We start from the raw sequence: 16298 nt of genomic DNA on the forward strand, positions 1-16298 counted from the left end.
GTTTATGAAAAGATTCATCCTGGTACTTCATACATGTATTTGCTGCATCGCATTGCAGGGCAGGGCCCAGGTGCGGAGTGTTTCCTATGCAAAGGATGAATTAAAACAAGCTTTTTTGCACCCCGGCGAGGCCGCGAAGCCCTGGGTATTCTGGTATTGGATGCAGGCCGCCGTAACACGTGAGGGCATCACTGCCGATTTGCAGGCTATGAAGCAGGCAGGTATTGGCGGCGCTTATCTTATGCCAATAAAAGGAGCCGCAAATCCGCCATACTTAACTCCGGCAATTGAACAATTAACACCCGAATGGTGGGCTATGGTAAAATTTACCATGCAGGAGGCCGATAGGATAGGCGTTAAACTGGCTATGCATGATTGTGATGGCTTCGCGCTTGCAGGCGGGCCATGGATCACCCCCGAATTATCGATGCAAAAGGTGGTTTGGTCGAAAGTTAAAGTAGCCGGTGGTAAAGTTTATAGGGATACCTTGCCAACCCCGGTGCATTACAAAAACTATTATAAGGATATCGAAGTACTGGCCTATCCTTCTCCGCAGGGTGAGGGCATCAGCAGTTATGATGCCGGGCCTAAAGTAAGCACCAGTATTGCCAATACCGATGTTCAATATCTTGCAGAAAAAAACAATAAAAAGAGTTTTGCAAGCAATGAGCCCTGTTGGATCCAGCTGGAGTTTCAAAAACCTTTTACCTGCCGCTCACTGGTTATCCATACTGCAGCCAGCAATTACCAGGCAGAGCGGTTGCTTATCGAGGTTAGCGATGATGGCAAAAACTTCCGGTCCTTAGGCAGACTTAATCCTCCCCGGCATGGCTGGCAGGATGGCGATTCGGAGATCACTAACGGAATTCCTGCTACTACGGCCAAATATTTCAGGTTTGTTTATGATAAAGCGGGATCAGAGCCCGGTGCCGAGGACCTTGACTTTGCCAAGTGGAAACCCACGTTAAAATTATCGGGTATTGAGTTATCGTCCGAAGCGCGGATCCATCAGTATGAAAGCAAAACCGGCGAAGTATGGCGGGTAAGTAAAAGAACCCCAGCAGCTCAATTGCCCCCTGAACTTTGTGTTGATAAAAGCAGGATCATTAACCTAACCGATAAATTAAGCCCCGACGGTAAGCTCAACTGGGACGTACCGGCAGGCACCTGGACTATACTGCGCATAGGCCACACCTCAACAGGCCATACCAATGCTACCGGTGGTGCAGGCAGCGGTTTGGAATGCGATAAGTTTAATCCCGAAGCAGCCAAAGTACAATTTGACCATTGGTTTGGCGAGGCCATCAGGCAGGGCGGTCCCGATCTTGCAAAAAAGGTTCTAAGGATCTTCCATATCGATAGCTGGGAATGCGGCAGCCAAAACTGGTCGCCGGTTTTTGCCGGGGAGTTTAAAAAGCGCCGGGGGTATGATGTGCTGCCTTACCTGCCGGTAATGGCGGGTGTACCTGTGCAAAGCGCCGATATATCTGAAAAGGTATTAAGCGACATAAGGCAAACCGTTGCCGAATTACTGGTTGATAATTTTTATGGCACCATGGCCAGGCTGGCCCATGAAAAAGGCTGCGAATTTACTGCCGAAAGCGTAGCGCCAACCATGGTAAGCGATGGTATGCTGCATTACAGCAAGGCAGATATCCCGATGGGAGAGTTTTGGTTCCGCAGCCCTACACATGATAAGCCTAATGATATGCTGGATGCAATATCAGGAGGGCATATTTATAGTAAAAATATTATCCAGGCAGAGGCATTTACCGAGTTGAGGTTATTATGGGACGAGCATCCGGCCATGTTGAAAACTATGGCCGACCGCAATTTTGCACTGGGTATTAACCGCCTGGTATTCCACGTAAATGTGCATAATCCCTGGCCCGACCGTAAACCGGGGATGACCCTGGATGGCATCGGCGTGTTTTTTCAGCGCGATCAAACCTGGTGGAAACCCGGTAAGGCTTGGTTCGACTATCTTCAGCGATGCCAGGCACTATTACAAATGGGACACCCTGTTACCGATATAGCCGTATTTACCGGTGAAGAAACACCACGCCGGGCTATTTTACCGGATAGGTTAGTTGGGACCTTGCCGGGCATCTTTGGCGCCGAACGAATAAAACAGGAAGCCGAAAGGCTGGCTAACAAAGGCGAACCGATAGTAAGCAGCGTCACAGATGCCAGCCACTCGGCCAACATGGCTTTACCCGAAAACTGGATTGATCCTTTACGTGGTTATGCCTATGATTCTTTTAACAGGGATGCATTGCTGCGTTTGGCCAAAGTAAAGAATGGCAGGATTGAGCTCCCCGGCGGTGCAAGCTATGCCATGCTGGTAATTCCGGGCGCACATCCCATGTCGCCCGATCCGGGTTTAATGTCGCCGGAGGTTGTAAAAAAGTTGCAGCAATTGGTTAACGATGGCGCAACTGTACTGATTAATAACAAACCGGTAAAGGCTAATGGCATGACCGATGACCGGCAGGTGAAACAAGCCGGCGAAGCATTATGGACATCAGCTAAAGACAAAACCACCCGGGGCAAAGTTTTAATTGGGCCATATAAAGAGGAAACTTTTGATAAAATAAGCATAACGCGCGATGTGATAGTTAAAGACGCTGCCGGGAACTACGCTGACGGTATCGCCTGGACACATCGGCTTGCACCCGGTTTTGATATTTATTTTATAGCTAACCAGGAAGAGCAACAACGGACGATTGAATTATCCCTAAGATCAACAAAAAGCAGCCCCGAGCTATGGGATGCTTTAACCGGCAAAAATGTTTTAGCGGCTAATTGGCAGGTAATAAAGGGCCGCACCGTTTTGCCTTTGCAACTCGCGGCAAACGGGTCTGTGTTTGTTGTACTCAAAAAAGGTGCTGGTCCACTTAAAGCGGCTCACCATGTTAAAAGCGAAAAGGAAACGCTATTGCAAACGCTGAAACCACAATGGGAGCTTAGTTTTGACCCCAAGCTTGGTGGTCCGGCAGTGCCTGTTATGTTTGAAAGGCTGGATAGCTGGTCGGAACGGCAGGAGGAGGGTATTAAGTATTATTCGGGTACGGCAATCTATAAGCAAACTTTTATCAATAAAGGTGTCGTGGCCGAAACATGGCTCGATCTGGGTAAGGTCGCCAACATGGCACAGGTTTATGTAAATGGTATTGATTGCGGCGTGGCCTGGACTTATCCCTATCGGGTAAATATAACCAGGGCAATAAAGCCCGGCACTAACAAGCTAAGCATCGAAGTAACCAATACCTGGGCCAACCGCCTGATGGGCGACCACATCAAACCCGAAAAAAATAGAATTACCTGGACAAATGCGCCATACCGTTTAGAAGGAAAAGCTTTGTTGCCCGCCGGTTTATTGGGGCCTGTGAGGTTGGTATGGGTACAGTAAGGAAGGTAATGCGTAAGTATGCAGGCTACCGTCCTGCGAGATCCTGAAACAAGTTCAGGATGACGGTTTCTTCGCTATACGTGTAGTCATGCCGAATTTATTTCGGCATCCCACATGCAAGGTGTACAGCAAGTAAGTTGAACGCTGGCGAAGACTCACCCCGGCTACGCTGCGCTGGCCGACCCTCTCTCCGGCTTACGCCGCAAAGAGGGTTGGGGAGTTTTTTTTTAATTTTCAACCCCCTCTATGCGCGAAGCGGAGAGAGGGGTGACGAGCGCAGCGATGTCGGGGTGAGTCGACTCGGCGCAATACAGGCAGTATATTAAAAAGGAATAAAATATCGAATATGAAAAATATATGGAAGTGTGCAGGAATTTTATTGTGCCTGGCATCAGCGGTGAAAACATCCTATGCTCAAAACAAGGGGCTGGTTAATACAGGTAAAAGCCCATTTGCTCAATTGAGCAGTGTGGATATGGGGAATGTAACCTGGACGAACGGCTTCTGGGCCGACAGGTTTAAAGTTTGCCGCGATACCATGATCCCCAACCTGTGGCGCGTTTATACCGATCCGAAGATCAGCCATGCTTATCGAAATTTTGAGATAGCCGCCGGGCTGGATACCGGCTCGCATGAAGGGCCGCCCTTTCATGACGGGGATTTTTACAAACTGTTTGAGGCGATTGCCAGTATGTATGCCTCAACGCGCGATCCTAAATTAGATGAGCTGATGGATAAAACCATCACTGTGATTGCCAAAGCACAACGCGCGGATGGCTACATTCATACCCCTACAATTATTGAGGAGCGCAAGCATACCGGCAGGGAAAAAGCATTTAACGACAGGCTAAATTTTGAAACCTATAACCTGGGCCATTTAATGACGGCAGCCTGCGTACATTACCGGGCAACAGGTAAAACCACCTTGTTAAAAGTGGCCATAAAAGCAACGGATTACCTTTATAAGTTCTACAAAACGGCATCCCCGGAACTGGCGCGGAATGCTATTTGTCCATCGCATTATATGGGGGTGATCGAGATGTACCGCACAACGCGCGATCCCAAATATCTTGAGTTGGCTAAAAGCCTGATCAATATAAGGGGCCTGATGGAGAACGGTACCGATGATAACCAGGACAGGATCCCTTTCAGACAACAAACCCAGGCTATGGGCCATGCGGTGCGGGCCAATTACCTTTTTGCCGGCGCCGCCGATGTGTATACTGAAACAGGTGATACAACCCTGATGCACACGTTAAACCTAATGTGGAATGATGTGGTAAACCGTAAAATGTATATAACAGGAGGCTGCGGCTCGTTGTACGACGGCGTATCGCCCGATGGTACATCCTATAACCCCAATGATGTGCAGAAAGTACACCAGGCTTATGGTCGCGATTACCAGCTGCCAAACTTTACCGCGCATAACGAAACCTGCGCCAATATTGGTAATGTATTATGGAACTGGCGGATGCTGCAAATTACCGGCAAAGCCCAATATGCCGATGTGATGGAGCTGGCTTTGTACAATAGTGTACTATCGGGCATCAGCTTAAGCGGGCGGAATTTCCTGTATACTAATCCGCTGAGCTATTCGGATGATTTGCCATTTAGCCAGCGATGGTCGAAAGATAGGGTGGGGTATATCAAGCTTTCCAATTGCTGCCCGCCGAATGTGGTACGTACAATAGCCGAGGTGAGCGATTATGCCTATAGTATATCCGATAAGGGCCTGTGGTTTAACCTGTATGGCGGCAACACCTTATCAGCCAGGTTAAAAGATGGTACCAAAATTAAACTAACACAAACTACCAATTACCCCTGGGATGGTAAAATTACAATTCGTTTGGATGATGTGCCGGGCGATAAAGCGTTTTCCATTTTTCTGCGGATACCGGGTTGGTGTAAAGGGGCCGGTATTAAAATGGCAGGGCAGCCGGTACCGCAGCTGGATACATCGCCAGGTGCATACACGCAATTAAATGCAGTATGGCGAAAAGGCATGGTAATAGAACTTAACCTGCCTATGCCGGTAACCATGATGGAAGCTAACCCACTGGTTGAGGAAACCCGCAGCCAGGTGGCCGTGAAACGTGGACCGGTGGTGTATTGCCTGGAGTCGGCCGATCTGGCCAAAGGGCAAAAACTATTCAATATTGCTTTATCGGCCCAAAACGAACTGAAGCCGGAAATGATCATGATTGGTAACAGCAGTATCATGAGCCTTACCGGCAAAGCCGACGTGCGCAGCGAGGCCAATTGGAAGAATGAGCTTTACAAGGAAGTATCAACCCCAAAACAAAACGCTGTGGATGTAAGGCTGATCCCTTACTATGCCTGGGGCAACCGTGGCCACGTAGATATGGAAACATGGATCCCTTTGGATAGGTAACTTTTGGGTGAAAGGCGAAAGGTTTTAGGCAGTTTCGGGAACGGTGATTTAAAACTTGCGAAGTTTTTGAAACTTCGCAAGTTTGGTTGGTTCAATTTTAAGGCCAGGTAATTTTAAAAATAGCCCGGAATTTTGTAAATTTGTATGCCGTCCGGTTTATAGGTTGCTCTTTAAAAATAAAGTAAGCTTCCGAAGATTAAAAATATAGTTAAGTTATTGATTTTTAGATATTTAATTAAAATTCATCGGTGCGCGGAAGGTAGTCAATGGTATCTCAAAGGTACATGAAAGGTGCATCAAAAGGTACCTGAAAGGTGCGCGAAAGGAGCATGGAAGGTTATGGTTTAACAGCTACACAGAGAAGCTTTTTTTCCCCTCTTTCCGGACTTTACTATTCTGCTTTTTGAACTTTAAGCATCAGTATAATATCCTTCTTTCTTTCCTCCGGGATGACCTTTAAATTTTCCACTTTTCCGTTCTTCAAAATACCCTCGACTGTTGTATTGTAAGGTGCGTGCAGCTTAAAATGTACATCCCAATCCTTTGGCCATGCCGGGAAGAGGTAGATTTTTTTATCGTCAACCTGCATCAGCATTTCCTGCAAACCAATCATGCCCGAACCTCCCCAATTATGGTCGGGTGTCCAATCGAAACCTGGTCCCCAAAATGCCGGGAAACGCCTGCCGGAATCTTTGAGCTTAAAGGTGGTTAATTCGGCGGCTTCTTTCGTCAGCCCTAACCGGGCGGCAAATATGTTATCCTGTTTCCAGCCTATACCACTCCTGAATTTGATGGCAAGGGTGTCATATTTCCAGCTGTTAAGGGCCATGTCTAACCCTGGTTTGCCAATGCCGTGTATACCCCACGGGAAAACAGTATAAAATTGGGTGCTCTCTATATTACTTACCCGTTCCCATGACTTTGCAGGAGTTAGTACCTTATGCCCGTCAATTTCATGATAAGTAACAGGAGGGATGCGTTTTAAAAATCCGGCTAATTTTAACCGTTCATCTTTGTCTAAATAATTATCGGGCAAAGCCAGCAGGCGCCGGGTAATGGTTTGTAAAGCTGCAATGGTAGAATTGGAGTTATAGGCCATCTTAAACGTTTCGGCTCCTGATCCGGGGTATAATACCAAATGGCCATCGCCATCCAATGGCTTGCTGCCGCGTTTACGGGCAAGGTACTGGTAATGCTCATCAAAAAATGTTAAACAGCTCCCGATAAAAGGAATATACTGGTGGATGTCTTTACCAGCATACCGTTCGGTTTCCAGCATCATCAGGCAAAACTCAAAAACGGTATCCCAGGTATATTCCAGCCATTGGTTATATTCCAACCCCTTATCAAAACCAATAGGGCGTTTCCAGTTATATTCGGCACTGTTGGGCAGACCGAAATTTTCCAGTTGCTCGGTAAAAGCTGCCCCTTTATGCCCCCAATAAACCTGGCTGCGCAGTTCGGCGTTATGTAAAGAGCGCAGGTAGAAATCGAACTGCGGTTTCATCATATCGATATCCCCGCTCTTAAGCATTGGGAAATAAACCAGCCGCTGGTTTTGGGCTGTCATCAAACCACCGCCCCAGTTACGAAAATCGGGTGTGTAATTGGTTTTTTCACTTACAAAAACCGGGTCGTAGGTGAATAGTCCGCCATTAAATTTTGTAGGATATTGCCCGTAGGCATTGCAGCCCAGCATATATCTGAACAACTGGTAATTTTTGCCGGTTTGCCATGCAGTGGTGTCCTGGTTGTTTTTAGGGTTGATGTAGATAAAGCTTCTGTCCCAATATTGCTGCCACCAATTGGCTGTTTGTCGCAAGGCGGTTTTGTGATGGGCATCGGCATCAAGTATGCTTTTTTGCAGGTTGTTTTGCCATTCGGAAACAGCTGCTGTTTGTGTGGTATTAAGATAGATAATTATGTTTTGGGTGCGGGCAGGATTAATACTTTGCAGTTTCCAGCCCTCAAAATCAGTATCCATGTACTTGCCACTATAAGTGCTGGCGGCTTTAAGGTTTTTACCCAACATTAAACCGCCAAAAGTGAGATTTTTAAGCGGGTTAAACAGCTGGTCTTTCACAGCATCCATACCCTGCTGCTTCACAGTTACATCAAATATGGTAGAATCAAGGTTGTGGTGGTAAAACAGAATCCCGCCATCCCGGAAAGCGATTGAATCTTTTAGCGTTTTAACATTACCATGGGCACCAAATTTCCAGGAGCCCTGGTTGTTTTCAACACCGTTTACAGGTCTGTCTTTATATCGCCAGCTTTCAAAGGCGGCCTCTGTTTTTATGGCTTTATTGCTGTTGATCTCCAGGTGGATCACTGGCCGGTATACATCAACCCAAAGCTTTATTTCTGCGTTGATACCGCCATTTTTCCCTGTGACAAGTACCGCTCCGTTTTGCAGCATTAACTGTTGCGTAAATTCGGTACCATCAAAAGGATTTGGGGAGAGTTTTATCCTTACACGGCCAGGTTTGAGCATGGCATTATTTTCATCAAACGTACCGCTGCTGGCTATGTAAAAAAACAGTTCGCCTTTTTCAACCCATACATTTAAGCCGATATCACCACCGCCACAAGGCATAGATTGGCCTGAATTTTGGCTTTGGCTGGTCCAGGTAACATTATATTGCTCAATACCTTTATCGGTTTGCGCAAAGGCAACATCGCCCCATAATATAAATATAAACAGCCACAGGTTTTTCATATTACCAATCGTCGGTCCTGAATGAAGATACGGGAAGTCCATTGGTGCCAAACAGATCGCCGGTTACAAAATCGTTGAAAGCATAACGCACAGCAACAGGTTCTTTTACCAGTGGAGATGAAACCACAATGGTACTGCCCGAAATAGCGGCTTGTGCCGGGTAAAATCTTTTGTCTTTCCCCGCAATTTCAAAGTATTGGAGCGGTTTGTTGTACGATGTCAGGCCATTTTCGGCATGCTCAAACCTGATAGTGGCTCTGCTGCCTTCAATGGTCATGGTTTTATACAGCGGACTTGCATAGTCGAAGCCGGTGATGCCATATGTTTGGGCAAGGGCAAGATAAGCCAGGCGCGTACCGGCCGGTTCTTTCCGCGAAGGGTGAATGGTTGCCTGGTCGCCCACATCAAGCAGTACGGCCATACCGCTATTGGGGATTATATTTAACGATTTTCGCTGGGCATCGCGCAGGTAAGCCGAGTTGTATTTGCCGCCTGAATTGTACGGTGGAAGCTGGGTATAATCATAGGGCGCTATCTGTACATAATAAAAAGGAAAATCGTATTGCTGCCATAATTCGCGCCAGCGCTTCACCATGGCCGGGAAGAGTTTTTCATACTGATCGGGGCGTTCGTAGTTTGATTCGCCCTGGTACCAGATACAGCCTTTAATGCCATAACCAATTACCGGGTTAAGCATGCCATTAAACAGCGTTGTTGGCGTGCGCGATACCGCTTTAATGGAGTCTGTTTTGGCTGGGATCTTTATTTCGGGAAAGTCTTTTAATCCTTCAGCATCCATCCAGGCTTCTGCGCTTGAGCCTCCATAGCAATCGCTGATAAGGCCGATTGGGATATGCAGAATATCATTAAGCAGGAGGCCAAAATAATAGCCCGTGGCACTGAAATTAGCCACAAACTCCGGCGAGGCCACATGCCATTCGGACGGTTTACTATTTTCCTGAGCTTCGGTTACAGATGAACGGGGAACTGTGTAGATATGAATATTATTGTTTGCCGATCTTAATATGGCATCAACCGAACCGCTGATAGGCTGGCTTTTATAACCCTTCATCGGGATCTCCATATTTGACTGCCCTGTACAAAGCCAAACTTCGCCAATAAGTACATTTTCGAGCTTGATAGTATTGCCATCACTGATAGATACAGTATACGGACCTCCATATACTGGGGTCGAAATTTTTACCATCCATTTACCCCTTGCATTTGCCCTGGTTTTATAGCTTTTTTTATTCCAGGAAGTGCTTACTGTTATACTGGAACCGGCTTTGTCCCATCCCCAGATGGGTACATTACTTTGCTGTTGCAATACCATATTGCTGGTAAACAAGGATGCCAGTTTTACCTGCGCGTTCGCAGGTGCATATAAAAATAAGATAGGGGCAAACAGGATGATTAATTTCTTCATTCGTTTTTTTTATAGAGTGCCGGTCAACAATCTCAAATTGTAACCTCATGTTGCTCACCGATCTTACTGGCGCGTTTAGCTTCGAGCCAGCCGCTGAAAAGCAGGTTTTTGTTGATATTAGGCTTTGGCCAAAACAGGCTGGCTACCGATCCAACAATGATCACAACCAGGTGACTGTAAACACCCAGCATGTATTTATGCTGATTAAAGTTGTATCCTTCCAGATCGAGCAGGATATGCTTTTGATCACCTAAGCCAATTTTGGTAGATGTTAAAAAGGCATAAGCCGTAAATACGATACAGGCGGCTATACCAATATTAACCCCTTGTCGGTTAGCACGGCTGCTAAACAATCCTAACAGGAATATACCCGCAATCCCTCCCGAAAATATGGCATATAAGGTGAATACGATACCTAAAGCCCCCTCATCACCTGCAAGCAGGTAAAGCGAGGCAATCATTATAGCGCCTATACCTGCAATTACTACTATCCACCTGCCCGCTTTAAGGTATTCTTTATCAGTTTTATTTGGCCTGAACTTTTTGTAATAATCTTCTACCCCGATGGCCGAAAGGCAGTTCAGATCGGCGCCAAGACTTGAAATGGCAGCTGATATTAACGCAGCCAAAATAAGGCCGACTACGCCTGTAGGCAGTTTGCTCATGATAAAATAAGGGAAAACCGCATCGGCTTTAATGCCTGCAGGTAAGGGGTTTTGCTGGTAGAAAGCAAACAAAGCCGTACCGATAAACATAAAAAGCGCCCATAACGGAACCGTAAGGGCTACACCCATTATGGAGGCGCGGATGGCTGCCTTATCTGTTTTGGCCGTCAGGTAACGTTGCACCATGGTTTGATCGGTGCCGTATTTTTGTATGGCATAAAACACCCCGTTAATGGCCATTACTATAAAAGTGAGCTTTTTGAAATCCCAGGTATAGGGGCCGAAATTGTTTTTATGATTGATACTGGCAATATGCCAAAGCTCGGGCAGGCCGCCTTTTATAGAACAGATGAGTATAATAAATGATACAATGCCACCGCCTATCAGCAGGAAACCCTGTACCACATCGGCCCAGATAACAGCTTCAATACCGCCAATGAGGGTGATAACGATAATGACAAATCCTATGATCCAGATAATGGCGTAGGTATTGGTATCTGTCATATTGGCAAGGGCGAGGGCTAGTAGGAAAAATACCGTACCCATTTTTGAAAAATGGGTTAATACAAAGCTTATTGAGCTATAAAAACGGGCAAAAGTGCCAAAACGTTTTTCGAAATATTCATAGGTGCTTACCCCAATAACTTCGCGGTAAAGGGGGACAATAAACCATACTATTAAAAGCAGTACTATGGGCACCATTAAACCCTGTACAAGCAGGATCCAGTTTGATGAAAAACCTTCGCCGGGGTAGGCCAGGAATGTCACGCTACTGATGAGCGTAGCCATAAGCGACATGCCAATTGCCCAGGCGGGTATTGAGCCGCGCGATACAAAGTATTTTTTGGTTGAATTTTGTCCTTTTGAAAACCTTATGCCTATGGTTAATGAAATGGCCAGTGCTAATGCTATAATAATATAATCTGCCAGGTGCAGGGTTTCATGTTTCATAATCAGGTATAATTAATTGGTTACCCAAAGCGGGGCGGGCCACTCATAGCTGCCGGGCTTTAAAGTTACATATAATTGGGTATCGCCAGGTACGCTCATACGGATAACACCCGGAGCTAACTGGTTAACAGGGTACATTTTTTTAAAATTTAACCGGCTTAAAACCGACCATGCAGTTGCACCGCCTTCAATTAACAGTTCATTTACCGCGGTGTATTGGATCACCTGTTTTACAATGGCAGCTATTTTATGACTTAATACAACTGGATCGATTTTTATGCCGCTGATAGAATCAGGATTTATGGCGATTATAGCATTATTTTGCTGAATAATACTTGTGGCCACGTGACTGGCAAACAGATAAATTATTTGCTTGTCATCATCTTCGCTGCAAACGATGGCCGCCGGGACATAATGCACAGCTATATTGTTCAGGAGGCCATTATTAACCACAAGTTTGCCCTGGTAAAATGTGCTGCCAAAAACAAACAAGCGCCGGCCTGGCAAGCCTGGATAAGAATAACCAGCCGGCTGTGCAGGGAACAGATGCTGAAGCAGGCTGTTAAATAAACCTGATGCACCGGCTAAAAGCGTATCGCCATCCGTTTGTTCAACCCAATAATTTAAATCAATTTCATCAAATACCTCACCAACCATAATGCCGGTTTCCGGTAATTCTTCCCCGGTTTTTAATAAGCTTATAGGGTCGGCGGCCCTAAGCATTTCTTTTACATTTGATGTTGTTGCCGGAAATGCAGGATCATGGGCATAATTGCTAAGGTGTATCGGCTCATCTTTATAATAATAAATGCCGTCAACAATCTTTTTTTCATGGAATGGATTGCCCGGGATAATTAATGTCCTTTTTAATCCCGATACCGCTAACTGGCTTTCAATTTCATTTAAAATATGGCCGCGTAAAACAGAATCTATTTTTTTAAAGATGAGCCTTGGTTTAAGCAACATCAATTGAATGGTAAGGTCAGCCATGATGTACCTGGCTTCAGCTTCCGGCAATGAACGTGTATTGGTTGCAATGATAAGCAGGTCGGCTTTACAGTTTGGATCAACAACGGTGCTAACCTCGGTTTTTAGTTGATAACCAAGGCCAATACCGGCAAGCTCTGCTGCTCCTGTTAAATCATCTGCAATTACGGCTATCATGCGTTTTGCGCTACCTTGTTTTTACTAAGCTGTACGGCCGATTCTATGGCCAGTATCATTGCATCACTGCTGGCAACGCCTTTGCCGGCAATCTCAAAAGCGGTACCGTGATCAACCGAAGTGCGTATAATAGGCAGCCCCATGGTAATATTCACTCCTTTTACACTGTCCATCTGTTGTTTTTGCGCGTTCCACTTAAAGCCGGTAAGCTTAAAGGGGATATGCCCCTGGTCGTGATACATGGCTACTACGCCGCCGTAATATCCTGTTGAAGCTTTTGAAAACAAGGTATCTGCAGGTACAGGGCCTTCTACATCGTAACCGGCTTTAAGCGCTTCCAGTACGGCTGGCAGTATTTCCTGGTCGTCCTCCGTGCCAAATAAGCCGGAATCGCCCGCGTGAGGGTTAAGACCGGCAATGCCTATTTTGAGGTTGGTTTCACCCAATTGGATCAAGCCATTATGCAGCAGTTCAATTACCTGTACAATGCGGTCTGTTTTTACCAGGTCGCAAGCCTGCCTTAGCGATACATGGGTTGAAACGTGGATCACTTTCATGTTATCCTCAACCAGCAGCATGGCGTATTTTTTAGTGCCTGTAAAATGCGCGTATATTTCTGTATGGCCTGCAAAATGATGCCCGGCCTCGTTTACCGATTTTTTATTGATAGGCCCGGTAACAGTGGCATCAACCTCCCCCGCAAGGGCAAGATCAATTACTTTTTTTACGGCCTCAAAAGACGCGTTACCGGCCATAGCCGATATTTCGCCAAAACGGAGCTGGCTCATATCAACATTTTGAAGGTCATATACATCAGGCTCGCCGTAAATAAAGGCGGCATCCTTTATGCTTTTTATAGGGTTGATGGTGGCCTGTATGTCAAGCCTTTTAACAATATCATTAAAAACAGCGGCATCGCCAATAATTACAGGGTTGCATATATCAAACAATCGTTTGGTAAGCAGGGCCTTAATAGCTATTTCGGGCCCTATGCTTGCCGGATCGCCCATGGTAATGCCTATAATTGGTTTTTTACTGATCATTGGTAAATTGGTAAATTAAGGTTTTCGCGGTTCACGATTTTTTGGAGTTCATTCCGTAACTGGATAGCATTTTCGTCGCTCACCCCTTGCAATGGCGGCATCATATATGAGCTGCACAGCCCCGCACTTTCCATCAATGATTTTAAAGCAGCTAATGATTCGCCTAATAATCGTTTTCCCTGGTACAAATCACTTACCAGGTTGGCGTGTTTTTGCGAACGTAAGGCCGATGGTTCGTCGTTGTTATCGGCCGCCACAATTATTTTATAATATATATCAGGGAACAGGTTTCCTGTACTTGGTACCAGGCCGTCGCCACCGGTAAACATTGCGTGGGCAGATTGAGCACTCCATCCTAAAAAATGGCTGAAATCGGGCCGGTTTGCCCACAATTTTATTGATTGCTGCAACCTGTCATAATTCCGTTCAGAATCCTTGGTGCCAACAATGTTTTCGTGGTAGCTTAACTCATTAAGCAGGTTTAGCTGGATAGATACATCGGTTGTTGCCGGTATATTATATATAATAAGCGGCAGTGGAATGCTATCGGCCAGGGTTTCAAAATATTTTTTTATTTCGTATTCTGTTAATGTAAAATATGCGGGAACATGGGCTACCGCCACATCAATACCTTCATCGGCGCATTGCTTGGCCATCTCAATGGAATCGGTAACGCAATTTGATGAAATACCCGCATAGATTAGTTTGTTGGGCTGTTTGAGCCTTGCCGCCAGCTTTATAAAATCAATCTTTACGTCGTCAGGCAGCGACGGCGCTTCGCCGGTGGTCCCCAATATAAACGGCACGCCTCCATAGTTGAATATATTGTCAAAAATCTTTTCGACAGCTTCATGATCAAGCTTGTAGTTTTCGGTTAGCGGTGTTATTGATGGCACCACTAAGCCATGGTATTTCTTTTTTTGTTTCATTTTATTTCAATAAGCTTCCTCATAAATATTTATAGCGTCGCTAAGTGTTATTGTGCGGGGATTGTTTTTAAGTAACCGGGTAATTTTCATTGCATCGGCGGCCATTGTGGGTATTGCAGATTTATTTACGCCTACATCGCTAAGCTTTTGAGGAATACCACATTGCTTAATGAGCTCGCATATTTTGTCAACGCCCGCATACGCTGTTTCAAGGTCGGTATCCAGGCTATTGCAGCCTAATGCCCTGGCAACACTCGCATACCGGGCGGGGGCGGCGATGATGTTATACCGCATAACATAGGGCAACAATAATGCATTTGACAACCCGTGAGCTATGTGAAACATGCTACCTAATGGGTAGGATAGGGCATGCACCCCGGCAGTATTTACCGGCCCCAGGCAAAAGCCGCCAAGCATACTGCCAATAGCCAGTTGAGCGCGTGCGTTTTCATGGGTACCGTTATTAACTGCTTTTGCCAGGTTGGCTGCAATAAGCCTTATACCTTCATAGGCATACATATCAATAAAGGGATGTGCAAATATGTTGGTATAAGCTTCAAGACAGTGGGTAAGAGCATCAAGACCGGTAGCGGCCGTGACTTCGGGTGGCAAGTTATAGGTTAATGCCGGGTCAATTATAACGGTATCCGGAACAAGGTATGGGCTTATTATTGCTTTCTTTTGATTATCGGTATCGTCAATCAATATTGCGTTAGGCGATACTTCGCTGCCGGTACCGGCTGTGGTAGGTACGCATATTAGTTTAACGCCCCGTTTCTTGAGCAAACCATTGCCGGTTATTTCATTAATGGTTTGATCATTTTCAATTTGCGCGGCTACAATCTTGGCCATATCCAGCACACTGCCCCCGCCAATGCCAATAACAGCATCTACAGCCTGGCCGGCTACAAATTTTAATAAACTTTCAACATCGTGATAAGAGGGTTCGCGGGTTATCGATGTATTTACCTGTACCTGGATATTTTGTTGTTGTAACTGCTTGATAACCGGGCCGACGGTTGTTAAGAGCACATCAATTGTAATGATTAACACATGAACATGCCCCGCACCAATAATTTCGTCGGCCAGTTCAACTATTGAATTTTTTCCGATGATAATTTGACCCGGAAACCTTACCTTTATGTTCCTGAGGGTACTATCTGTTTGTATCATTATATAGATATACGCTGTTGAAAATTGATAACCACACCCTTGAAAGCAGGGGCCCGGCTGTATACTTGGTATGAAACAAAGATGTGTAAAGACGGATATGGTTTTTATCTATCTGTTATCAAATTATTGTACGATCTTATCTAAACATAATAAGGCGCTGGTAATAAAGTAAGGTGAAATATTTGAGTTTTAAGTATAAAAACAATTGATTAGCCGGGAATGCCCCGGAGTATAGGAGCCTACGTTGTAAGACAGTGCATGACAGTTGCGTTTTTGTCGCAGTCTACCTTAGTGAAAGGTTTTTAGATAGTTATAGCAAATAAATAGCTAATTGCCGGGTGTTAAATAAAAGCCGCCGGCATCGTCTGACGCATTTTTTACCTATAACACTGCTTTGCGCTCAAAGCGTGTCATTATTTTCAAA

At 45.6% G+C, this 16298-nt stretch carries 9 protein-coding genes; 2 read left to right on the plus strand and 7 right to left on the minus strand.

Annotated features, from left to right (window positions below; genetic code table 11):
* Positions 1 to 4: 4 nt before the first annotated feature.
* Together AC1DXF_RS17705 and AC1DXF_RS17710 are read left to right on the plus strand one after the other, a co-directional pair.
* On the plus strand, positions 5 to 3412 hold the full coding sequence (locus AC1DXF_RS17705; protein ID WP_477450053.1) for a glycosyl hydrolase: 3408 nt from the start codon (positions 5 to 7) through the stop codon (positions 3410 to 3412).
* A gap of 346 nt (positions 3413 to 3758) precedes the next feature.
* Entirely contained in the window at positions 3759 to 5804 is a 2046-nt protein-coding gene (locus AC1DXF_RS17710) for an aceric acid hydrolase (protein ID WP_477450054.1), read from the plus strand.
* Positions 5805 to 6195: 391 nt separating this feature from the next.
* Here AC1DXF_RS17710 and AC1DXF_RS17715 read toward each other — a convergent pair whose 3' ends face one another.
* The 7 genes from AC1DXF_RS17715 to AC1DXF_RS17745 are packed head-to-tail and all read right to left on the minus strand — an operon-like array spanning position 6196 to position 15874.
* The gene (locus tag AC1DXF_RS17715; protein ID WP_477450055.1) at positions 6196 to 8523 is read right to left on the minus strand and encodes a DUF5703 domain-containing protein; all 2328 of its coding nucleotides are present in this window, start codon (positions 8521 to 8523) and stop codon (positions 6196 to 6198) included.
* Between the two features lies 1 nt (position 8524).
* The gene (locus AC1DXF_RS17720; protein WP_477450056.1) at positions 8525 to 9949 is read right to left on the minus strand and encodes a sialate O-acetylesterase; all 1425 of its coding nucleotides are present in this window, start codon (positions 9947 to 9949) and stop codon (positions 8525 to 8527) included.
* Between the two features lie 32 nt (positions 9950 to 9981).
* Entirely contained in the window at positions 9982 to 11565 is a 1584-nt protein-coding gene (locus AC1DXF_RS17725; RefSeq protein ID WP_477450057.1) for a sodium:solute symporter family protein, read from the minus strand.
* A gap of 12 nt (positions 11566 to 11577) precedes the next feature.
* Positions 11578 to 12729 (minus strand): four-carbon acid sugar kinase family protein, encoded by a 1152-nt coding sequence (locus AC1DXF_RS17730; protein WP_477450058.1) that lies wholly within the window; start codon positions 12727 to 12729, stop codon positions 11578 to 11580.
* Positions 12726 to 13772, minus strand: coding sequence for a 4-hydroxythreonine-4-phosphate dehydrogenase PdxA (gene pdxA, locus AC1DXF_RS17735; RefSeq protein WP_477450059.1), 1047 nt, complete (start codon positions 13770 to 13772; stop codon positions 12726 to 12728). The genes AC1DXF_RS17730 and pdxA overlap by 4 nt, the downstream gene beginning before the upstream one ends.
* A complete protein-coding gene (locus AC1DXF_RS17740; RefSeq protein ID WP_477450060.1) occupies positions 13769 to 14701 on the minus strand; it encodes a dihydrodipicolinate synthase family protein in 933 nt (310 codons plus the stop codon). The genes pdxA and AC1DXF_RS17740 overlap by 4 nt, the downstream gene beginning before the upstream one ends.
* Positions 14702 to 14707: 6 nt before the next feature.
* A complete protein-coding gene (locus AC1DXF_RS17745) occupies positions 14708 to 15874 on the minus strand; it encodes an iron-containing alcohol dehydrogenase (protein ID WP_477450061.1) in 1167 nt (388 codons plus the stop codon).
* Between the last annotated feature and the right edge of the window lie 424 nt (positions 15875 to 16298).

The sequence above is a fragment of the Mucilaginibacter sp. P2_A5 genome (assembly GCF_056404995.1).

What these genes read in the sequence shown, in the direction of transcription:
- pdxA (WP_477450059.1), bottom strand. Translation starts at nt 13,772, where the DNA reads ATGATCAGTAAAAAACCAATTATAGGCATTACCATGGGCGATCCGGCA.
- AC1DXF_RS17705 (WP_477450053.1), top strand. Translation starts at nt 5, where the DNA reads ATGAAAAGATTCATCCTGGTACTTCATACATGTATTTGCTGCATCGCA.
- AC1DXF_RS17720 (WP_477450056.1), bottom strand. Translation starts at nt 9,949, where the DNA reads ATGAAGAAATTAATCATCCTGTTTGCCCCTATCTTATTTTTATATGCA.
- AC1DXF_RS17740 (WP_477450060.1), bottom strand. Translation starts at nt 14,701, where the DNA reads ATGAAACAAAAAAAGAAATACCATGGCTTAGTGGTGCCATCAATAACA.
- AC1DXF_RS17710 (WP_477450054.1), top strand. Translation starts at nt 3,759, where the DNA reads ATGAAAAATATATGGAAGTGTGCAGGAATTTTATTGTGCCTGGCATCA.
- AC1DXF_RS17730 (WP_477450058.1), bottom strand. Translation starts at nt 12,729, where the DNA reads ATGATAGCCGTAATTGCAGATGATTTAACAGGAGCAGCAGAGCTTGCC.
- AC1DXF_RS17715 (WP_477450055.1), bottom strand. Translation starts at nt 8,523, where the DNA reads ATGAAAAACCTGTGGCTGTTTATATTTATATTATGGGGCGATGTTGCC.
- AC1DXF_RS17745 (WP_477450061.1), bottom strand. Translation starts at nt 15,874, where the DNA reads ATGATACAAACAGATAGTACCCTCAGGAACATAAAGGTAAGGTTTCCG.
- AC1DXF_RS17725 (WP_477450057.1), bottom strand. Translation starts at nt 11,565, where the DNA reads ATGAAACATGAAACCCTGCACCTGGCAGATTATATTATTATAGCATTA.